Source organism: Candidatus Filomicrobium marinum (assembly GCF_000981545.1).
Lineage (GTDB): Bacteria > Pseudomonadota > Alphaproteobacteria > Rhizobiales > Hyphomicrobiaceae > Filomicrobium > Filomicrobium insigne.
Genome location: NZ_LN829119.1, coordinates 810,559 through 831,544 on the forward strand (window position 1 = coordinate 810,559; position 20,986 = coordinate 831,544).

Annotated in this window: 23 protein-coding genes; 9 read left to right on the forward strand and 14 right to left on the reverse strand. The window is 57.1% G+C overall.

All coding sequences use genetic code 11. The features are described from left to right. Positions 1-39: 39 nt before the first annotated feature. Together ffh and YBN1229_RS03960 are read right to left on the reverse strand one after the other, a co-directional pair. Positions 40-1,629, reverse strand: coding sequence for a signal recognition particle protein (gene ffh, locus YBN1229_RS03955; RefSeq protein ID WP_046476853.1), 1,590 nt, complete (start codon positions 1,627-1,629; stop codon positions 40-42). 43 nt (positions 1,630-1,672) lie between these two features. Further along, entirely contained in the window at positions 1,673-2,314 is a 642-nt protein-coding gene (locus YBN1229_RS03960; protein WP_197540879.1) for a glutathione S-transferase family protein, read from the reverse strand. Between the two features lie 335 nt (positions 2,315-2,649). Between YBN1229_RS03960 and YBN1229_RS03965 the strand changes: the two genes are divergently transcribed. Beyond that, positions 2,650-3,423, forward strand: a complete 774-nt coding sequence (locus YBN1229_RS03965) for a class I SAM-dependent methyltransferase (RefSeq protein ID WP_046476855.1) — start codon at positions 2,650-2,652, stop codon at positions 3,421-3,423. 132 nt (positions 3,424-3,555) lie between these two features. Further along, the gene (locus tag YBN1229_RS03970; RefSeq protein ID WP_046476857.1) at positions 3,556-4,050 is read left to right on the forward strand and encodes an EF-hand domain-containing protein; all 495 of its coding nucleotides are present in this window, start codon (positions 3,556-3,558) and stop codon (positions 4,048-4,050) included. 30 nt (positions 4,051-4,080) lie between these two features. Here YBN1229_RS03970 and YBN1229_RS03975 read toward each other — a convergent pair whose 3' ends face one another. Then, positions 4,081-5,241, reverse strand: a complete 1,161-nt coding sequence (locus YBN1229_RS03975; protein WP_244465003.1) for a PQQ-dependent sugar dehydrogenase — start codon at positions 5,239-5,241, stop codon at positions 4,081-4,083. 107 nt (positions 5,242-5,348) lie between these two features. Beyond that, positions 5,349-5,885 carry a class I SAM-dependent methyltransferase gene (locus YBN1229_RS03980; RefSeq protein WP_197540880.1) on the reverse strand — a complete coding sequence of 179 codons (537 nt, stop codon included), beginning with the start codon at positions 5,883-5,885 and terminating at the stop codon, positions 5,349-5,351. Positions 5,886-6,008: 123 nt separating this feature from the next. Here YBN1229_RS03980 and dapF point away from each other — a divergent pair, with 123 nt between their 5' ends. The 6 genes from dapF to YBN1229_RS04010 all read left to right on the forward strand — a co-directional run bounded on the left by dapF (position 6,009) and on the right by YBN1229_RS04010 (position 11,767). Then, complete coding sequence (dapF, locus tag YBN1229_RS03985; RefSeq protein ID WP_046476862.1) at positions 6,009-6,872, forward strand: diaminopimelate epimerase; 864 nt, start codon at positions 6,009-6,011, stop codon at positions 6,870-6,872. Between the two features lie 116 nt (positions 6,873-6,988). Continuing rightward, on the forward strand, positions 6,989-8,248 hold the full coding sequence (mtaB, locus tag YBN1229_RS03990) for a tRNA (N(6)-L-threonylcarbamoyladenosine(37)-C(2))-methylthiotransferase MtaB (protein ID WP_046476864.1): 1,260 nt from the start codon (positions 6,989-6,991) through the stop codon (positions 8,246-8,248). Then, the gene (gene ftsY, locus YBN1229_RS03995; protein WP_046476866.1) at positions 8,245-9,453 is read left to right on the forward strand and encodes a signal recognition particle-docking protein FtsY; all 1,209 of its coding nucleotides are present in this window, start codon (positions 8,245-8,247) and stop codon (positions 9,451-9,453) included. Before mtaB ends, ftsY begins: the two co-directional genes overlap by 4 nt. 76 nt (positions 9,454-9,529) lie before the next feature. Next, complete coding sequence (locus YBN1229_RS04000; RefSeq protein ID WP_076605280.1) at positions 9,530-10,273, forward strand: inner membrane-spanning protein YciB; 744 nt, start codon at positions 9,530-9,532, stop codon at positions 10,271-10,273. A gap of 124 nt (positions 10,274-10,397) precedes the next feature. Then, positions 10,398-11,021, forward strand: a complete 624-nt coding sequence (locus tag YBN1229_RS04005; RefSeq protein ID WP_046476869.1) for a septation protein A — start codon at positions 10,398-10,400, stop codon at positions 11,019-11,021. A gap of 215 nt (positions 11,022-11,236) precedes the next feature. Further along, on the forward strand, positions 11,237-11,767 hold the full coding sequence (locus YBN1229_RS04010) for a MarR family winged helix-turn-helix transcriptional regulator (protein WP_046476872.1): 531 nt from the start codon (positions 11,237-11,239) through the stop codon (positions 11,765-11,767). Between the two features lie 72 nt (positions 11,768-11,839). Here YBN1229_RS04010 and YBN1229_RS04015 read toward each other — a convergent pair whose 3' ends face one another. From YBN1229_RS04015 to leuB, 3 genes are all read right to left on the reverse strand, one after another. Continuing rightward, positions 11,840-12,874: an aspartate-semialdehyde dehydrogenase gene (locus YBN1229_RS04015; RefSeq protein WP_046479935.1), complete on the reverse strand. Its 1,035-nt coding sequence runs from the start codon at positions 12,872-12,874 to the stop codon at positions 11,840-11,842. 205 nt (positions 12,875-13,079) lie between these two features. Next, complete coding sequence (locus YBN1229_RS04020) at positions 13,080-13,781, reverse strand: hypothetical protein (RefSeq protein WP_046476876.1); 702 nt, start codon at positions 13,779-13,781, stop codon at positions 13,080-13,082. Between the two features lie 46 nt (positions 13,782-13,827). Further along, a complete protein-coding gene (leuB, locus tag YBN1229_RS04025) occupies positions 13,828-14,943 on the reverse strand; it encodes a 3-isopropylmalate dehydrogenase (protein ID WP_046476878.1) in 1,116 nt (371 codons plus the stop codon). A 260-nt stretch (positions 14,944-15,203) separates the two neighbouring features. Here leuB and YBN1229_RS04030 point away from each other — a divergent pair, with 260 nt between their 5' ends. Further along, on the forward strand, positions 15,204-15,665 hold the full coding sequence (locus tag YBN1229_RS04030) for a DsrE family protein (protein ID WP_046476881.1): 462 nt from the start codon (positions 15,204-15,206) through the stop codon (positions 15,663-15,665). Positions 15,666-15,751: 86 nt separating this feature from the next. Here the strand turns inward: YBN1229_RS04030 and YBN1229_RS04035 are convergent, their stop codons facing one another. The 7 genes from YBN1229_RS04035 to YBN1229_RS04065 form a co-directional block, all read right to left on the reverse strand. Next, a complete protein-coding gene (locus YBN1229_RS04035; RefSeq protein ID WP_046476884.1) occupies positions 15,752-16,456 on the reverse strand; it encodes a VIT1/CCC1 transporter family protein in 705 nt (234 codons plus the stop codon). A 203-nt stretch (positions 16,457-16,659) separates the two neighbouring features. After that, on the reverse strand, positions 16,660-17,250 hold the full coding sequence (locus tag YBN1229_RS04040) for a DUF4337 domain-containing protein (RefSeq protein WP_046476887.1): 591 nt from the start codon (positions 17,248-17,250) through the stop codon (positions 16,660-16,662). Between the two features lie 41 nt (positions 17,251-17,291). Next, positions 17,292-17,912 (reverse strand): 2,3-bisphosphoglycerate-dependent phosphoglycerate mutase, encoded by a 621-nt coding sequence (locus tag YBN1229_RS04045; protein WP_046476890.1) that lies wholly within the window; start codon positions 17,910-17,912, stop codon positions 17,292-17,294. A gap of 40 nt (positions 17,913-17,952) precedes the next feature. Beyond that, positions 17,953-18,759 (reverse strand): 4-hydroxy-tetrahydrodipicolinate reductase, encoded by an 807-nt coding sequence (gene dapB / locus YBN1229_RS04050; RefSeq protein WP_046476892.1) that lies wholly within the window; start codon positions 18,757-18,759, stop codon positions 17,953-17,955. A 156-nt stretch (positions 18,760-18,915) separates the two neighbouring features. After that, entirely contained in the window at positions 18,916-19,446 is a 531-nt protein-coding gene (ppa, locus tag YBN1229_RS04055) for an inorganic diphosphatase (RefSeq protein ID WP_046476895.1), read from the reverse strand. Between the two features lie 156 nt (positions 19,447-19,602). Continuing rightward, a complete protein-coding gene (locus YBN1229_RS04060) occupies positions 19,603-20,202 on the reverse strand; it encodes a GNAT family N-acetyltransferase (protein WP_244466792.1) in 600 nt (199 codons plus the stop codon). 40 nt (positions 20,203-20,242) lie between these two features. Then, positions 20,243-20,698 carry a phasin family protein gene (locus YBN1229_RS04065; RefSeq protein WP_052743681.1) on the reverse strand — a complete coding sequence of 152 codons (456 nt, stop codon included), beginning with the start codon at positions 20,696-20,698 and terminating at the stop codon, positions 20,243-20,245. Between the last annotated feature and the right edge of the window lie 288 nt (positions 20,699-20,986).

Sequence of the window (20,986 nt, forward strand, 5' to 3'; positions counted from 1 at the left end):
CCACAAGCACCAATCAGCCTGTGGCGTTACATTTCTCAGTTACTTCTTTCGCTTTTTGGAATTTCCCGAAGCCGCACCGCGGCCAAGTCCCGGGAAACCACCGCCGAGCCCAGGCAGCACTCCGCCCCCCAAACCGGGAAGACGTGGCACGCCTGTGCCCGGAACTCCTGGCAGCCCTCCACCTTTCGGCAGGGACTCCTTTAATTCCGACGGAAGCTGTTCAAGCGCCTTGGGATCGAGACGACCGAGTTCAGCCTGCATTGCCTGCATCTCTGCTTCGCTCGGTGATCCACCGCCACCCATGCCGCCAAGCATACGGCCCATCATGCCCTTCTTACCCATGGCCTTCATCATGTCAGCCATCTGCCGGTGCATCTTGATGAGCCGGTTGACGTCTTCCACCTTGGTGCCGGAACCAGCCGCGATACGCCGCTTGCGCTTACCGTCCAGAATCTTCGGATTGCGCCGTTCCTTAGGCGTCATAGACGTGATGATCGCGTGCTGACGCTTGATGATTTTGTCGTCAATATTTGCATCAGCGAGTTGCGACTTGATCTTGCCCATGCCGGGCAGCATGCCCATCAGGCCGCCCATACCCCCGAGCTTCTGCATCTGCTTGAGCTGGTCCGCGAGGTCTTCTAGGTCGAATGCGCCCTTGCGCATCTTCTGCGCGATCGATTTGGCTTTTTCCGCATCGATCGTCTGCGCCGCCTTTTCGACAAGACTGACGACGTCGCCCATACCCAGAATACGGCCGGCGACCCGCTCTGGATGAAAATCTTCCAGGGCGTCCCACTTTTCACCCACACCGAGCAGCTTGATGGGCTTACCTGTGACCGCGCGCATGGACAGTGCAGCACCGCCGCGGCCATCGCCATCCGCACGCGTAAGAACAATGCCCGAGATGCCGATGCGTCCGTCAAACGCTTTCGCGGTGTTAACAGCATCCTGCCCAGTGAGGCTATCAGCCACCAGCAGCACTTCGTGCGGCTGTGTCACGCTGCGAACCTCGGCGACTTCATCCATCAGCTCTTCGTCGACCGTGACGCGACCAGCCGTATCCAGAAGCACCGCGTCATACCCGCCGAGCCGTGCCGCCTCTAGCGCGCGCTTCGCAATCTGGAGCGGGGTTTGTCCGGCAACGATCGGCAGCGTATCGATCTCAGTCTGCTCGCCAAGAACCCGGAGCTGTTCCTGCGCCGCGGGGCGCCGCGTGTCGAGCGACGCCATCAACGCTTTCTTCTTGAAGCGCGTCTTCAGCCGGTAACCGATTTTAGCGGTGGTCGTCGTCTTACCCGACCCCTGCAGCCCCACCATCAGAATAGCAACGGGAGGCGTTGCATTGAGATCGATCGGCTCGGCAGTAGAGCCAAGCATCGCGACGAGTTCGTCATGAACGATCTTGACGACCATCTGCCCCGGCGTCACCGACTTGACGACGTCCTGGCCGATGGCCTTAGCCTTAACCTTCTCCGTGAAGTCCTTGACCACATCAAGCGCAACGTCAGCTTCGAGCAACGCCCGGCGGACTTCACGCATGGCCTCCGAGACGTCGCTGTCGGTAAGAGACCCGCGACGGGTCAGCTTATCGAGAACGCCGGATAATCGGTCAGAAAGACTTTGAAACATCAACGACCTGCAATCTCTTTTCGCGTGCTGCGGGCATGAAGCCTCAAGCGCCCGCAATCTTCATTTGCTGCCAATCGCGCATCACATGCTCCCGATAGGCCGAGCGTTCCTGAAGGCGCTGGTACCAAGCCTCCACGTTGGGAGCTTCAACATGCTGGATCGGCATCGTGTAGTAACGGAACATAAGAGCCCCGACGACGATGTCCGCAAAACTCAACGCATCGCCAACGATAAAGCTCCTGCCCTCCAGATGGCGGTCCAGAATCGTGAACTGCTCCACCAGCCGCTCCGACGCCGCCGCGATAAGCGCATGATCGCGATTTTCAGCTGTCACCCTGATGTGCTGGTGAAAGCAATTCGTGATCAGATCGCTGTAAAGCGACGATAGAGACCAATCGCTCCATTGCCCGGCCAACGCACGATCTTCCAACTCGGCAGGCGCCAGAACACCATAGGCTTCCGCAAGATAGCGCACGATGGCATTTGACTCCCAAAGGACGAAATCGCCGTCCTGGATAACGGGAATCTTCTTGTTTGGGTTGAGTGCAAGGTATTCCGGCGTATCGGTTTTGCCGAACTCACCACCAACGTCGACGCGCTCATAGGACAGCCCGATTTCATCGGCTGCCCAAAGCACCTTCTGTACGTTGATGGACGTCACACGTCCCCAAATCCTCAACACCACTTGTGCCTCTCTTGCGTCCTGTCCAAACTATCGATCCACCGACTGGCCAAGCAAAAAAGCACCCGCGGGCGAAACTCGCCGGCGGATGTTGCCTCCTTTGCCTCCTGCGCCGATCAACCTGAAAGGGTGACTGCGCCTCGTGCCGAGGAGTGGCTCGATGTACGGGCCTACGTAGATAAGGCCGCGAACCTGTAGCAAACGACAATATTTGTCAATGGTTGGCAGACCGAACTGCCACCGACACCAAGCATAAACACGTGATTGGCCGATGTACGCCGAGAGGTTTAATCACATCCAATGGCTGAAATGCTTGAGCAAGATGAGTAAGAAGCCCCGTGACAAGCCTCCACCGATCTGCAGAGCACGGCTTCACAGCCGGCGCGGAAACCTATGTTAAAGGTCGGCCGGAATATCCCCGTCAGATAACCGAATGGTTAACAAATACGCTCGCCCTAGACGATGGAAGCCAAGCGGTCGACCTTGGCGCCGGCACGGGTAAATTCACGACCTTCCTGAAAAGAACAGGCGCTGAGGTCACCGCCGTAGAGCCCGTGGCAGCTATGCGTATCCAGTTGGCAATGCACCACCCGGGTATTCGCATCACGCCCGGTTCAGCCATGGCGATCCCATTGCCTGATGCATCGGCGGATGCGGTTGTTTGCGCACAAGCGTTCCATTGGTTCGCGAACGAACAGGCACTTAACGAGATACGGCGCGTACTTAAACCGGGCGGACGCCTGGGGCTGGTTTGGAACATCAGGGATGACAACGTCGCCTGGGTCGTGAACCTCATGCAGATTATCGCGCCTTACCAGGGGGCCACGCCGCAGTATGCAACGGGCCACTGGCGAAAATTGTTTCCGGCTAAAGGTTTCGGCCCATTGCAGGAAAAGCAGTTCCCACACAGCCACGCAGGCGCCCCTGACGATGTCATCGTTGCGCGAACACTATCGACAAGCTTCGTTGCCGCACTCCCGGCCTTCGAACGGAAAAAAATCGAAACGCGGGTTCGCGAGCTGATCGCCACAACGCCCGAACTTGCAAACTCAGAAACGGTAACCTTCCCCTATAAGACGTTCGCTTATTACTGCCTAAAAGACTTGCAGTGACAATTTCAGCAGCATCGCCATCTTTCCCGTGCACTTAAAGCCTAGCGTGAAGCCTCATAGTGGACATGGCTATATTTCAAGGTTATCCCGCTCAGGCCGGGGGGCAACAAAAACACGGGGGCAATCGCCATAATGAGCCGAAATGCGCTCGCCATATCCGCAGCTCTGGCCGCATCCGTCGCTGCCGCGGCCTGCGGCGGCGCCACGTCACCCTTTTCAAAAGCCCCGTCCACCGATCTGGTATTCGTCAGTGCGGCTCAAACGTGGGATCTCAATAAGGACAATTCCGTCACATGTGACGAGTGGGTCCAATACACGACTGAGCTATTCCAGGCTGCAGACCAGGATGGCGACGGGATCGTGACAGCGGAAGAATATAAAAAGATCGTGTCGCAGGATCGCCTGTTCGATGTCGTCGGCATGCCCCACTTCGATGGCAACGGCGATGGTCGTTTGACGTTGCAGGAGTTCACAGGCGCCCGTAATCCAGCCTTCGAGATGCTCGATCGCGACAAGGACTGCAAGATCGCACCAACCGAAATGGTGCAGACACGGCAGATCCAGCAGATGAAGGACAAGGGCAGCGGCCAGCCCAACATGCCCGACGCCGGTCCCGGACGCTACTAAGGCGTCCGGAACGAACCATCGGGCAACCGGCTATTTGCTTTCCGGCGAGAGACGAAGGATCGCCCCGTCGCTCTCGTCAACGAGCAGATAGACCGCGCCGTCCGGCCCCTGTCGCACATCACGGATCCGGAGGCCTTCGTCCTTGAGAAGGATCTCCTGCCCGACGACCTGTCCATCTTTCATAACGAGCCGCGCGAGCTGAGCGCCCGCCAATCCACCAACGAGGAAATTCCCTTTCCACTGTGGAAAGAGGTCTCCGGTGTAAAGTTCGAGCCCCGATGTCGCGATCGACGGGTCCCAGTAATAAACGGGTTGCTCCATCCCGGCCTTTTCAGTCCCAATTCCGATTTTCGCACCCGAGTAGTCGCGCCCATACGTGATGACCGGCCAACCGTAGTTCTTACCCTTTTCAGGGTGGTTCAACTCGTCGCCACCGCGCGCACCGTGCTCCACGGTCCAGAGCTGGCCGGTTTCTACGTCGAGCACCGCCCCTTGAATATTGCGGTGTCCGATCGACCAGATCTCTGGCTTCCAGCCCTCAGGTTTTGGGTTGTCGTCTGGAATAGACCCATCGGCGTTGATGCGAATGACTTTGCCGACCGTTTCGTCGGGGTTCTGCGCAGGTTCGCCTTGGCCACGATCACCTGTCGTAATGAACAGAACGCCTTTCTTGTCGATCACAATCCGCGACCCGAAGTGCCGGGTCGTGCTGTAGGCGGGCTGCTGCTGAAAGATGACCTTCACATCGCTTAAACGGCCGCCGTCGTCCGTGAGTTCAAGACGCGCCCGCGCGACTGCTGTTGCGGCCTTCCCACCATCGCGCGGTTCTGCGTAGGAAAGGAACAGCATGCCGTCATCAGCGAAATTGTGTGACAACCGCACATCGAGCAGACCGCCCTGTCCACGCGCGTAGACTTTCGGCACCTCCGAAACAGGCTTGGACAGCTGACCATCCTTCGAGACAATCCTCAGCCGCCCCGGACGCTCGGTGACCAACATGCGCCCATCGGGGAGGAATTGAAGGCCCCATGGATTTTCCAACCCTTCGGCCACTGTCTCAACCGTCACAGACGTCGCCGGAACCTTCGGTGCATTGGTCTGCGCAGCTAACGCCCCCTCCGCGCTCACCAAAGCAAGAGCGCCCACGACGCCAGCCGCGACAAAAGAGAGATCGCTTTTACATTTAGTCACCCGTTCTTCCTCCTGATGATCATCTGTTTTGATTGGTCTGCCACAAGGGGAGTCTCACTTCGTGCCCTTGCCTGAACATTCAAGGCTTTAGCCGGAGGGAACGGGTTTCAAAACGCGGGAGGATCACGCAGCCAATCGTGTTTCAGGCCAACTGCGGCAATACGTTGCACATAGCGATCCGGATCGCGCAGATGCACATGCTCGTAGGCAATCGGCGTTAAACGGCCAGCCACAACGTCGATGAGTTCGCCTGGCTGCAAAAGAAACGCGGGATTCGAAGGCTTTCCAAACCGGCCGTTTCCAGTGGCAAAAGTCTCATAGATCAGAAGCCCGGTATGCGACACCGCCGCCACAATCCCGGGCAAGAGCGGCCGCCAGAGATAATTCGTAACGATCACCCCATCACAGGTCCCGGCCGGCACCGGAAATGGTGAACCGTCTTCAAGGTCCAGCTCAACCAGATCAACATTGGCTGGCCAGCGGCCGGCTTCACCCGTGAGCGTATCTCGCGCGCGTGACGTATCTCTGTCGATCCCGGTCACAACGTAGCCTGCACCCAACGCCAAGCTGAGATGCCGCCCACTGCCGCAAGCCACGTCCAGGACACGGCCGCCTGGGCGAACACCTGGCAGAAACCGTCTCACCCATTCCGAAGCATCCTTCGACAAAGCACTTCGGCAGCCCTGCTGCCGCCCCTAATTTGCATCAACCAACCATCTTGCACGGGCGCAATTGCCAATGCACAAGCCTCCGCCATATAAGGGACCATGCAGACGGCGCAAAACATCCCATTTCGCAAAATGAACGGGCTCGGCAACGAGATTCTCGTCGTTGATCTACGCGGCCGCGCCAAATCCTTCAGTGAAGCTGAAGTGAAAAATCTCGCAGGACGCGCAGAAACGCACTTCGACCAGATGATGGTGCTGCACGACCCTTCAACCCCGGGAACCACGGCATTTGTCCGGATCTATAATGCGGACGGATCGCAGGTTTCAGCATGCGGAAACGGAACACGCTGCGTCGCGCTCAGCGTCGCTGAAGACACCGGCCAGACAGAAATGACATTCGAAACCGACGCCGGGCTGCTGGCCGCCCGCGTTGAAAGCGCAGACCGCATAACCGTGGATATGGGTGTACCGAAATTCGACTGGCAGGACATTCCTCTTGCCGAAGAATTTCGTGATACGCGCGCCATCGAGTTGCAGATCGGGCCAATCGACGCGCCGATCCTCCATTCCCCCTCCGTGGCGAACGTAGGCAATCCTCATGCGATCTTCTGGGTTGAGGACGTCGCCGCGTACGATCTCGCCCGCTTCGGACCACTGCTCGAAAACCATCCTGTATTCCCGGAACGCGCCAACATATCATTGGCGCAGGTTGTCTCTCGCGAACACATCATCCTGAGAACCTGGGAGCGTGGCGCAGGGTTAACAAAGGCTTGTGGCTCCGCCGCCTGCGCCGCAGCCGTATGCGCTATGCGCAAGCGTCTCACCGAGCGTCGCGTTACAGTGACCCTGCCGGGCGGAAACCTCGAAATTGAATGGACCGCGGCCGACCGAATACTGATGACGGGCGCTGCTACACACGAACATGCTGGAATTTTGCCTGAAGCACCGGCACCAGCCACCTAACTGCCCAGTTCTGGCCGGATCTGCTGAGACTTGCTTTTACTAGGCCAAGATGTCACGTCACGCAGGGCCGTCGTGCCTATCATCTCAGGCACCCCGCTCATCAACAGCAAATGCGAATGACCGAACCGACCATCATCACCCTTGGCTGCCGACTGAACACCTACGAGTCCGAGGTGATGCGCCGCCACGCCAATGATGCCGGCCTTGAGGATACGGTCATCATCAATACATGCGCGGTGACAGCCGAAGCCGTGCGCCAAGCCAAGCAGACCATACGCAAAATGCGGCGCGATCGGCCCAACGCGCGCATCATTGTCACGGGCTGCGCAGCGCAGATCGAACCGGAAAAATTTGCTGAATTGGCGGAGGTCGACCACGTGATCGGCAACGCCGAAAAACTGCAAGCAGACACCTTCAAAGGGCTGTCGCTCGACGAGAGCGAACGCGTTGTCGTCAACGACATCATGAGCGTCACCGAAACAGCCGCGCACATGATCGATAGCTTCGGATCGCGAACACGCGCTTACGTTCAAGTCCAAAACGGCTGCGATCATCGCTGCACGTTCTGCATCATCCCTTACGGCCGCGGACCGTCGCGATCCGTCCCGGCCGGAGAGGTCGTGAACGAAATTCGCAGGCTCGTAGAAAACGGTTATCCCGAAATCGTTCTGACCGGCGTCGACATGACGGCCTACGGCCGCGATCTGCCGGGCCAGATGACTCTGGGCAAGCTCGTACGCAAGGTCTTAAATCTCGTTCCAGAACTCCGACGTCTACGCCTGTCCTCCATCGATCAAGTGGAAGCCGATCCGGATTTGATGGATGCAATCGCTGAAGAAGACCGGCTCATGCCGCACCTACATTTGTCCATGCAGGCGGGCGACGACATGATCCTGAAGCGTATGAAGCGGCGGCACACGAGTTCGGACGCCATTGCGTTCTGCGAACGCGTCCGCGCCATGCGTCCCGATGTTGCATTCGGCGCCGACTTGATCGCAGGCTTCCCGACTGAAACAGACGAGATGTTCGCGAACACGATGCGTATCGCCGAAGCTTGCGGCCTCACCTATCTTCACGTGTTTCCGTTCTCCCCTCGAACAGGCACACCCGCCGCGCGGATGCCGCAGGTCGCCAAGCCCGTTATCAAGCAGCGCGCAGCACAGCTTCGCGAACTGGGCGATCGGCTCCTGACCACTTATTTGAATAGTCAGACCGGCCGGACCTTTGAGACATTGATGGAAAAGCCGACGTTCGGGCGCACCGAGCAATTCACCGAGATCCTGATCGAGGATATAAACGCCGAACCTGGCGTTCTGATGCAAGCAAAGGTCATCGGCCACGACGGCCGCAGGCTCGTTGGCGAGGCAGTAGTTTGAGCGAGCAAAAAGGCAAACGGCGCGGGATGTTTGGCCGCCTCTTCGGACGCGAGACAAGCGTCGAAGAAACAGGGCCCGAGGATGCGCCCAAAACACCGGATGAGATCCAAAGCCACGAGAGCGCTGAACACACGTCTGACGTTGAAGCCGGCACCGTCACTAACGACTTGAGCGAAGGCGCTGTTACGGACACGCATCCTCGGTCCGGGACAGAGGTCGCCGTGACGGCGGTGGAAGAGTTCTCCCCCGATGTCGCGTCAGAAGCCCCAACAGAGCCCGAAAAACCCACTCAGCAAAGCTGGTTCCAAAAACTCAGATCCGGCCTGACGAAAACGTCATCACGCCTTTCTGATGGAATCACCGGTATCTTCACTAAAAAGAAACTCGATGCGACAACGCTAGAGGATCTTGAAGACCTGCTGATTCAAGCCGACCTGGGCGTCGACACGGCAATGCGCATTACCGATACACTCTCAAAGGGGCGCTACGAAAAAGGCATTGCCCCCGAAGACGTACGCCGCGTGCTCGCAGAGGAGGTCGAACGTGTTCTGGCCCCCGTCGCCCAAACTTTGGAGCTGAACGCCTCAGCTCGCCCCCACGTCATCCTGGTCGTTGGAGTCAACGGAGCTGGTAAAACCACGACAATCGGCAAGCTCGCCGCAAAATTCGCTGCAGATGGCAAAAAGGTGATGCTCGCGGCTGGAGATACATTTCGCGCTGCAGCAATAGACCAGCTCAAGATCTGGGGTGAACGCACCGGTTCGCCTGTGATCGCCCGTGACGTGGGTGCCGATTCTTCAGGCTTGGCTTACGATGCCTTGAAAGCGGCGCGCGAGGGCCAATATGACGTGCTTATTGTCGATACGGCTGGCCGACTACAGAATAAACAAGCTTTAATGGACGAACTGGTGAAGGTTGTTCGCGTGCTCCGAAAGCTGGACCCGGACGCCCCCCATGACGTGACGCTGGTCCTTGACGCGACCACAGGTCAAAACGCCATGCAGCAGGTCGAAGTATTCCGCGAACGGGCCGGTGTTACGGCCTTGATAATGACGAAATTGGATGGGACCGCCCGGGGTGGAATTCTTGTCTCGATCGCGTCCAAATTCGCCATTCCCGTATATGCCATTGGCGTCGGGGAAGGAGTTGAAGACCTCCAACCTTTCGACGCCGCACAGTTCGCGAAAGCGATAGCGTCCATGTGACGAGAAGAAGACCTGGGGGGCAAACAGTGGTGCTCAACTCGAGGGCCATGCCGAACAAAAAGGAACTGTGGGACTGATGACCCAGCGCCGGCGTTTCTATCCGTTCACCGCCGAACAAACCGTCAATATTTTGAGCGAGTTCGGCCCCCTCGTGGCGATGTTTATCGTCAACGCCATTGCCGGCATCAACGCCGGAACATGGGCACTGATGATCACGACCGGCTTGGCGATGGTTGCCATGCTCCGAGTCCTCGGGCGACTGCCGATCTTTCCACTTATAGCCTCAAGCGTCACCGTCGCCTTTGGCGCCATGACACTGCTGACTGGCGATCCGATGTGGATTCAGATCAAGGTAACGATCTTCAACATCATGTTCGCCGTGTTCTTGTTCGGCGGCTTGATGGCCGGAAAAAATTTCTTCAAGTACATTTTTGAACAGACATTCCACTACACAAAGGAAGGCTGGGACCGCTTCACCTGGAGCTTTGCTTGGTTCTTCGTTTTGACTGCGATCCTGAATGAGGTGGTGCGTCAAACATTTATCGACACCCACGTCTATGACGTGCTGGGCTTTCAGATGGACGGCGTCAACATCTGGATCCTGTTCAAAGTTGCTTTCATCATGCCGTTGTCGGGTCTGTATGCTTGGTATCTGACGCGCCTGATGCAAAAGTACCGTATTGAGGATAAGAAGGCGCCCGCAGAAGTCGGTCCCGGCGGAGTTGCGACCGCAGGCAAGGGCATGGAGTTCGCCAAGCCGAACGAGCAAAAAAAACCATCCTCAACGCTGCGGCAAGCTGGCGCCGATCTCAAGCCTTAAACGTCGTCGAAAACGTGCACACGGATCCGGCCATGAGGGGTTCCCTAATGGCTAGGCGCCTGCCAAAATAATCAACCGAAGCTCGCCATCTCTGCGCAAGAAAACGGCAAGGACGAAGGACGCGATGACCAATTCCGCCGCACCGGACAGCAGAAACAATACCAAGCCTGTCCAAAGCGACGCAGAACCGGCGGTAGGGGGAGCTCAACTCGGCAAAATGTTGCTTGAGGTTGGCCCACTTGGGGTCTTTTTCTTTGCGAATTCGCAAGGCGGCATATTTTGGGGGACGGGGTGCTTTATGGCAGCAACGCTCGTCGCACTGTCCCTGTCTTTCATAATCTATAAAAAAATTCCCATCATGCCCCTCATCTCGGGGGTATTCATTCTTGTATTCGGCGCATTGACGCTTTGGCTGCACGACGATCTCTTCATCAAGATCAAACCAACCCTGGTGAATACCCTATTTGGGTCGATCCTGGCAGCAGGCCTGTTCTTCAATCAATATTTGCTGAAGTACGTGTTTGGAGAAGTCTTCCGTCTGAGGGATGAAGGGTGGAAGTTACTGACGATCCGCTGGGCTATGTTTTTCTTTTTGCTCGCAGCTCTCAACGAGATCGTGTGGCGTAACTTTTCCGACGAGTTCTGGATCAGCTTCAAGCTATTCGGCATCATGCCTTTGACACTCGTCTTCGCGATGGCTCAGGTCGGATTACTCAAGAAATATGATGCAAGTCCGAAAACACCATAGCTGCTCGCCAAATTGTTGACGGAAAAACTCATCATTTCCGAGACACCTGACTTGTCAGGGTAAGGCCGATTATTGGTCGGCCCTAATATAATATTTATGCAGACCTATGGAACCATCCGCATATCTACGTCATTGCTAATTTTTTATGAAACGAAACTCGTTCTGCAGCGTTGACATTCTGTTCTGCGCCTATTTCCAACAACAGCTGACTTCAGATGGCCAAAAAAGCAAAAAGCGCTTCGCCTAAACTCACCTCCGGCTCCTCGCCAAGCGACGTACTGGAACGTTCACCCATCCATCTCCTGCATCGTGCAAGCCAATGTGCGGGCAACATATTTCAGGCCGAGATGGGTACAGAAGATTTGACCCCCCGCCAATATGCGCTGCTCGTTGCAATCGCGCAGAATGAAGGGCTCAGCCAAACCGATCTCGTTCAACGTACTGGAATTGATCGGTCAACCCTGGCCGACGTCATTCGCCGCATGTTGAAGAAGGGTCTCGTACAACGTCGTCGGACCCGGGAGGATGCGCGGGCTTACGCCGTAAAGCTCACCGAGCTGGGGCGGCGCTCCCTGCAGGCATGCGAACCGCTGGCCCGTCGCGTCGACCAACGGATTCTCACCGCACTGCCAAACCAGGAACAGCGGGAGCGGTTCATAGCGGACTTGCTGACGATCGTCTCTGCCCTGGGCAGTATGGAAACGACGATGATAGCAGAGGCACCAAAGGGAAAACGCAAAACCTAGCGTTTCACGTCTTACGTCCCGAAACACAAAAAACCGGCCGCACGTTTTGCGGCCGGTTTTTGCAAGCAATCCTTACGCGGCGGCACGATCCTTCAGAAGCCCGCGATTGATGAGCGTCTCTGCAATCTGAACGGTGTTCAGCGCCGCACCTTTGAGAAGATTGTCTGAAACGATCCAAAGCGCCAGACCGTTGTCGACCGTCGCATCCTCGCGGATACGCGAAACGTAGGTCGCATACTCCCCCGCGGCTTCGCACGGCGTGACATAGCCACCAGGCTCGCGCTTATCGACGACCATGATCCCCGGGCTCGTGCGCAGAATCTCCCGCGCCTCTTCAACGGTGATAGGGCGTTCAAACTCGATGTTCACCGCTTCCGAATGGCCGACAAAGACCGGCACGCGCACACACGTCGCCGTAAGCTTGATCTTCTTATCGATGATCTTCTTCGTCTCAACCATCATCTTCCATTCCTCTTTCGTGTAGCCGTCTTCCATGAAGACGTCGATGTGAGGAATGCAGTTGAAAGCGATCTCCTTCGGAAACTTGGTCGGTTCGACTTCTTGCCCCGGAACGAACTTACCCTTGGTCTGCGCCCAAAGCTCGTCCATCGCATCCTTGCCCGCACCGGAAACGGACTGATACGTCGAAACAACCACTCGCTTGATGCCGGCCACGTCATGAAGGGGCTTCAACGCAACAACGAGCTGAGCCGTCGAACAGTTGGGATTGGCGATGATGTTCTTCTTCGTGAAGCCGGCAACGGCATCCGCATTGACCTCCGGCACGATCAGAGGAACATCGACGTCGTAGCGCCAGCACGACGAATTATCGATTACGACACAGCCTTGCGCGCCAATCTTGGGGCTCCATTCCTTCGAAACGGAAGAGCCAGCCGACATTAGGCAAAGGTCTGTCTGGGAAAAATCGTAAGTCTCAAGGTCGCGGCATTTCAAAACGCTGTCACCAAAGGATACTTCCTTGCCAAGCGAACGCCGCGAGGCAAGAGCGATCACTTCGTCAGCAGGAAACTCACGCTCGGCAAGCACATTCAGCATTTCGCGGCCCACGTTACCCGTGGCACCGACAACGGCGACCTTATAGCCCATAAAGGAATCCTCGAAGTTCATGCCGCCACGGCGGGAAGCATGTTTCCGGTGGCGCGATTAAATGGCGACGGCGTCCCATACTCGGGGTTGACGCGCGTTTCAAGGCGTCTCGCGACAATCCTTAGTGATGGCCCGTCGGCAATTCGGGCCTTCCTTACACGAAATTGGCAAAAAAACGAAACCGGTTACTTAACGCGAGCCCCCGTCAGTCGATGATCCGGCCGAACAACGCGCAATCAACCTTGACCGTCCCACCCAACTTGATGTCGCCGTGCAAGAGGTCAAGAGGCGCGACAACATCGATAGACACATCAGCTCCATCGATGAAAAGCCAGCAAAATGAGTGTCCCGTGGCTTCGTTGATCAGCGTCTCGCAGCCTGCGATCTGCCCCACAACGCGCGCAGTGGCCTCGCCCTCCGTGGCTGCACCGGTCGCCGCCAGCTCACCTCGAGCGTGATCGCCCACCTCCTCCAGAAGGTCCACCCGACGCGCAAATCCCGTAAGCCGGACGAGCCAGCGTGCTGGCAGAGGCCGCGTGCTGTGGGCAGCAAAATCAACCGCGTCAAAAATCAGAGGAGACTGCCCACCCGCGTGCGTACGAACCGCGCCAAGGAACGCACCCTCATAGGCATTATCGTGCGGACGCGTGATAGCTCGCTCAACGTCAAGCGAGTTTTCTGAGCGCCCCTCAAAAAAGGGCGTCAGACCAATGATCTCGCGCTCTCCGTCTTCTGCTGCCCCGAGATGTATCCAAAGCTCGGCTCCGGTACGCGATCGCCAGATCGCGTACTCACCAGCATCTGTGACAAGGCGCTCGCCAGCCTCTCCCGCCAACCGGACAACAAGATCTCCGAGTTCGGCGGCGTTCGTGACACCGAGCCCAATGCAGTCAAAATTACTGGCCATCGGACCTCCGGCTGCAGCGACCTTGTCACCACGACCCTACGAAGTTTTACGATAGGGTCGCTTGAAGCTCTTGCAGGATCGCCGTGCCCATCTGCTCGGTACCGACCTTCGTCTTGCCGTCCTGCATGATGTCCGCTGTGCGAAGCCCACTGTCCAAGACCTTCGCAATCGCTTGCTCGATCGCATCGGCTTGCTGGCCCATGCCGAAGGAGTAGCGCAACGCCATGGCAAAGCTCGCGATCATCGCGATTGGATTCGCAAGACCTTGTCCGGAGATGTCGGGCGCTGAGCCGTGAACCGGCTCATAGAGCGCCTTGCGCCGGCCAGTTGACCCATCAGGAGCACCCAACGAAGCCGATGGGAGCATACCCAACGAACCGGTCATCATCGCAGCTTCATCCGACAGGATGTCACCGAACAGATTGTCGGTCACGATCACGTCGAACTGCCGCGGGTTACGGATGAGCTGCATCGCGCAGTTGTCAGCGAGGATGAGGTTGAGTTCGACATCCGGCGCATACGCCTTATGCGTAGCCGTCGTTACCTTCTGCCAAAGCACACCGGTCTTCATCACGTTCCACTTGGCCGCCATGTGCAGCTTGTTGGTGCGGACCTTCGCAAGATCCAGCGCCACGCGCACAACGCGATCAATTTCGCGCGTCGTGTAGACCGTCGTATCGACACCACGTTGCTCGCCGTCGGCAAGGTCCACGATCTCTTTGGGCTCTCCAAAGTAGGTGCCGCCTGTCAACTCGCGCACAATGAGAATATCGAGACCTTCAACGAGCGAGCGCTTAAGACTCGAAGCGTCCGCCAGAGCGGGATAGCAAATCGCGGGCCGCAGGTTCGCAAACAGATCAAGATCCTTGCGCAAACGTAGCAAACCGGCCTCGGGACGGTGTTCGTAGGGAACGTCATCCCACTTCTGCCCGCCAACAGCACCGAAGATCACGGCATCAGCGGCATCAGCCTTCGCCATCGCAGCATCGGTGATTGCTTCACCATGTGCGTCGTAAGCTGCGCCGCCAACGAGATCGCGCTCGACCTCGAATGTCACCGAGCTGTCCTGCGAGCCAAGGAAGTCAATGATCTTTTCGACCTCGGCCATGATTTCCGTGCCGATGCCATCGCCTGGCAAAAGGAGCAGCTTGTGCGTTGCCATAGTCTGGGTTCCCCCGCGATTTGATGAGTTTGTGAAGAAATTGTTCTGGATTTCGTCTGATTGGAAGTGCGTACTGCTAGCCCCCGGCGCGTGAGCTTGCAAGCGGTTGCAGCGCATGGAGAGCCATAAAGTCGGCGATTGAACCCGACGCATTCGACAATAAGTCGGGCCTTGTTGACCCCGGGGCTACGAACTCAACGAGCGAAATCGGCAAAGCAAGCCGTCAAACGAATACGCACACAAATTAAAGGGTGAGAAAAATGCTAGGAAAATTAGTATCTTGCCTTGTAGCGTTCGGCACATTGGCTGTCATCGCAGCCCCCATTGCAATGGCGGAAGGCGATCGCTACAGCAAACAGAAAGTTGTCTATCATATTAACTATGATGGTGGGGAAGACGGAAAAGCCTACAAAGGCGCCCTAGGCAACATTCAGAACCACATCAACGCCGTAGGTAAGGATAATATTGACGTCAAAGTCGTTCTGCACGGCGATGGCGTCAACTTGCTACGTGTCGCCAAGGATAATCTTCAGCTGCAGGGCACAGTCTCAAACCTGAAGCTCCAGAATGTCGCCTTCGCCGTTTGCAACAATACCCTCAAGGGCCGCAAGATCGACAAGGACAATGATCTGTTCGAGGTCTTTGACGAAGACATCGTCCCCTCAGGCGTTGCAGAGCTCTCATACCTGCAAGGACAGGGCTACACCTACATCAAGCCCTAGCGTCGGCTCATAACTAGGAGCTGACGGCGGCCGCGATACACACGGCGGCGAGGAAGTTCGCCGCCAACCGGCTTATCGGGATTCACTCAGACGCTGACACCAAAAAGCCAACCCACTCCGGCAGTAACAGCCATTGCGAACACTCCCCAACTCACCACACGAAAGGTGGCGCGTAATACCGGTGCAGCGCCTGCTTTTGCTCCTAGCGCGCCGAGAGCCGCCAAGGTGATGACCGTGACGACAAGAACAACCGGAATGATCGAACCTGCGGGTGCTGCGAATGCAGCCAACAACGGGATTCCCGCGGCGACACTGAACGTCAGGCCCGAAGTGAATGCGGCCTGAAGCGGATTGGCCGCGTGTACCTCCGACAACCCAAGCTCGTCTCGAACATGGGTGCCCAATGCATCGTGCTCGGTGAGTTCTTTTGCAACGATGAGCGCCGTCTCTTTACTAAGCCCCTTCTCTTGATAGATGGCGGCGAGTTCGGCAAGTTCCGCCTCTGGAAGCTCTTTCAGTGCCTCGGTTTCGCGTGCGATGTCAGCCCGTTCCGTATCAGATTGCGAAGAGACGGATACATACTCACCGGCCGCCATTGACATTGCACCCGCCGAAAGCCCCGCAATACCCGCTATGACCACTGTACTTGGGTTCGGATCGGCTGCGGCTACGCCGACGATCAACGATGCGACTGACACAACCCCATCGTTCGCGCCCAGGACTGCAGCGCGCAGCCAGCCGCTGCGAGACACGTAGTGCGGGTCGTCCGGATGGGCTGATGCTCGGGGCATGATGCTTCTTCTCCAAAGTTGAAGCTGAGCTTATCCATTGCCGCGAGCGATCGAAAGCGCCGCACGCTCGTAGTCACAATCGAAACCTGTGCGGTGTAAATGCGCGTGCCCGATCCGATTAATGGGCCCGGACCGAAACGCAGGCCAACGGGCCGTGCCTCTGAATCTGGAGACACGCCCTGTAGACACCTGCAAGCGGCAGCTCAGCTTAGGCCCGGAATACTGACGGCCAGCGTAAATCCGTTGATTGTCAGCAGGGCGCCGGCAATCCCTAATACGCCACTCAACCCGAGCAGAGCATTGCCTCCGGAAATAATAGCAATGGAGGCGAGCACAATCGCGATCTGCAAAAGCGCTTGACCGTAGTCAAAGTAAGGATCTTGGGCCATAGCGCGGTCCCGCTCCTGCTCCAGCACCTTTCCTTTGACGAACAGCTCATCGAGCCCCTCGCCACTTGTCGGATCGGTCGTCAGCTTGGAGTCGCTGGCTTTGTGTTCCGCCATGCGCGCCATCAATTGAGCTTTGCTCGCATCATCCAGACCGGGCGACGCAAGAAGCGTCAGCTCAAGGTTCTCGATCTGTGTGCGCACGATCTGTCGACGAAGATTCTTGGCCTGAAAGAAGGCCCAGGTGTTGGACGCTTCTATATTTTTGATCGTGGCCGTCTTCGCCGCATTGTCGCCCCCCATAGCCGCGATGGCCAAGACAACGGCGAGCACACCGATATAAACACCGATCCACCGATCACGGTGGCTCGGCCGCGCGTCATCGACGGCGCCAACCACTTCGTCCATCACATATCCCCCCAACGCCCCGCATTTTAAAGTGCGTACCCTTAGGCGACGAGATCCCTGCGATCTTCGACATGCCCGTGCATCGTCAGCCTGTAAACTGCTGGAACACCCGTAGCGACTTCACGTTCAAGGATCTGCTGCGCCGACAATTCCTCAAGGTACATGATCAGCGCGCGGATTGAGTTGCCATGAGCCGTAACAATAACGTTCTTGCCGGATTTCACAGCGGGCCAGATACGGGTCTTGTAAAAGGGCAGCACACGCGCCGCCGTATCCTTCAAGCTCTCGCCGCCTGGCGGTGGAATGTCGTAGCTGCGGCGCCAAAGAAGAACTTTCTCGTCGCCCCACTTCACGCGCGCTTCATCTTTATTTAGGCCGGAAAGTTCACCGTAATTGCGCTCGTTAAGGGCCTGATCCCGTATGGTTTCGAGGTCCTGCTGTCCCAACTCATCGAGGATGAGCGATAGCGTGCGGTTGGCGCGCAAGAGCGCGCTGGTAAACCCTAGATCAAAGTGGAACCCTTGCGCCTTGAGCAGTCGCCCCGCGCGTACGGCCTCCGCAACGCCCTGCTCGGTCAAGTCCGGGTCACACCACCCGGTGAACAGATTACGGCGATTCCACTCACTTTGGCCGTGTCGGACGAGCACGAGGACGTTGTCCATCTTGAGAAGTTTACCTCCCAGCCGACGATCTAACTCAACCTTAAAGGCCCAGCACGTCGATCATTGAATAAAGACCTGGGGCCTTATCACGACCCCAAAGCGCCGCTTTTACGGCACCGCGGGCAAAAATAGAACGGTCTTCGGCTCGGTGAGTGAGCTCAATCCGTTCTCCCTCACCAGCGAGGATCACTGTATGATCGCCGACGACGCTCCCTCCGCGTAACGACTGCATACCGATTGCGCCCTTGGCGCGCGGCCCAGTGTGACCATCGCGAACCCGAACTGCAGTATCTTCGAGGGAAACGCCACGGCCATCAGCAGCCGCATGCGCGAGCATAAGCGCCGTGCCAGACGGAGCATCAACTTTATGGCGATGATGCATCTCGACGATCTCGATATCGAAATCCATGTCGAGAGCCGCCGAAACTCGTCGCGTAACCGCAGTAAGCAGATTGACACCCAGGCTCATGTTGCCGGCCTTGATAATCCGCGCACGCTCGGCGGCCACGCGGATCTTGGCCTCGTCTTCCTGACTGAAACCCGTTGTGCCAATCACGTGGACAATGCCGCCACATGCGGCCATATCGGCAAACTTCAACGTCGCCGCCGGAGCCGTAAAATCCAAAATAGCATCTGACGCTGCAATGACCGCCTCGGCGTTGTCACTAACATTGACACCCATCGGTCCGAGGCCGGCCAGCACGCCGATATCCTTGCCCACCGCGACAGATCCAGGGCGTTCCGTCGCCCCGGCCACCACACAACCTTCCGACGCGGCAACGGCGCGCACGAGCTGTTGGCCCATACGCCCCTCAGCACCCATTATCGCGATTCTGAGGTCGTTCATGAACCTAGCTAAGTCCGTTGCTGTTCAGGAGGAGGCCATGGCTATAGCAGCCCCCGGAGACCAGCGAAAGTCTTAGGGGGGAAGCCATCACCGCGATACAGATTGCATTGAACGTACGCGGCACCGCAAGTCTACTCATCGCGATGCCGTTAATACTTACGCCTTGGCGGCACGATCAATAGCCTCAAGGATGAGTTGCTTTGCCTCGTCGACATCACCCATGTGTTTGATTTTCACCCATTTTCCAGGCTCTAGATCCTTGTAATGGGCAAAGAAGTGCTCGATCTGGCGCATCGTGATCTCAGGGAGGTCCGTATACGACTTAATACGATCATAGCGGCGCGTGAGCTTAGCGCTTGGAACCGCGATGATCTTCTCATCCCCACCGCCGTCATCTTCCATGACGAGCACGCCGATTGGGCGACAGTTCATCACTGCACCAGGGAAAATCGCCCGCGTATTGCACACCAGCACGTCGATAGGATCGCCATCGGCGGATAGCGTATGGGGGACAAAGCCATAATTCCCAGGATAGAGCATCGGCGTATACAAGAACCGGTCGACAACGAGGGTTCCCGCAGCCTTGTCCATCTCGTATTTGATCGGCTCACCGCCGAGCGGCACCTCGATCACGACGTTGATGTCATGCGGCGGGCTCTTGCCAATGGCGATCGCCTCAATACGCATCGGTTCTCTCTCCTTGTCGTATGAAAATAGTGCTTGGCGGACGTGTATCCGACGACGAACTAAACCGCCACAGCATCCGAGCCGCACGCGACATATGGACACTCGTACAGAATTCCCATGGGCTCGAACAACTGGAACAGTCTGGGCGCGGCGCACCTATTCCCAAAGATACGCGATCTTCTCGAGCGGATATCCGGAACTACGGTCGAGCCGTTGATAAACGGGCCGGCCACCGCGACGGTCATAGAACCCTCGCGCGACATCGTTCTCGGCCAAAACCCAGATGATCAACCCTTTAAGGCCGCGCCGGTCCATCCGCCATCGGCAAGCCTCAAACAGGATCTCTCCAAAACCGAGGCCCTGATAAAGCGGAGCGAGATAAAGCTCATAGATCTCGCCCTCTTCGCCTCCACCATGGCGCGAAGGGCCGAACGTAGCGTAGCCGGCGACCTGCTCCATCACTTCGAGCAACAGCACACGATCACCTGATCTAAGTGTCCTGCGCCACCAACCACTGCCCCGTCGAGAAATGACTCGGTCGAGTTTATCGTAGGGAATAATGCCCGCGTAAGCATGCCGCCAGGAACGCTGATAGACATTCTCCAGAGCCCCGGCATCCTTAGGCTCGGCATACCTAATTCTTACTGTCGCACTCGACCCCAGCATACTGAGAAGACTAGCAGAGTGAACGCGCTTGCGTGAGAAAATAATCTGGCTGCCATGAAAAAGCGAAGGCGGCGTACCCCGAAGGAGCACACCGCCTCTGACCGTTGACTTCGACCTCGAACGGAGGGGCTTAAGCCGACTTCTTGATCTGGTCGAACGTCTTAGAGGCCGCCGTATTCATCGTCTCAAAAGTCTGACGCGTGACCTTCGTCGAAAGCTCGAACAATTCCTTTGTCTGAGCACCAGCAACAGCAAATTGCTGCTGAAAGAAATTGGCTTGCAGGCGAGCCGCTTCCGGAAGGGTCTTGGCGCGGGCGATGGCTTCCGCTGCGTCAAACACAGCTTCGGTGTTAACAGCAGTATTGTTCACAAGCTTATCGCCAATAGCTTTGGCGCCAGCCTGCGCAGCCAACATCACTTCTTCCATAGCCTTCGCGCCATCTTGAGCGGTCGCGTTGAACTTGGCATAGGCCTCGCGGCTCTTTGCGACGCTTTCTTCAGCGAAGGCCTGAACATTTTCAGGGATGCGGGCGTCTTTGGCGGCGGCAAACATGTCTTGGGCTTGACGTGTAAATTGCTCAGTCATGACAATCTCCTGGGGAAGGTGGCTTTGGGGCGGCGGCACGTAAGAACTGGCCTGAACGGCACTGATAAGAGCTCGTTTCAGCGAAAACTTTCGTCGGTTCTCTGTATCCGACGAAAAGCAATATAGTGCGATTTTTTGTGCGGTGCAACAGAAACTCCCGCAACTAAAGGCGCCGCGACATTTTGCGCTGCACCATGCTCAGACATAAGCGTTTAAGCCGCTCTTAAGCATTTTGGTGCATCTACGACCAATTGCAAGTCCTATAGAGATTGTGCATATGCTCACAAA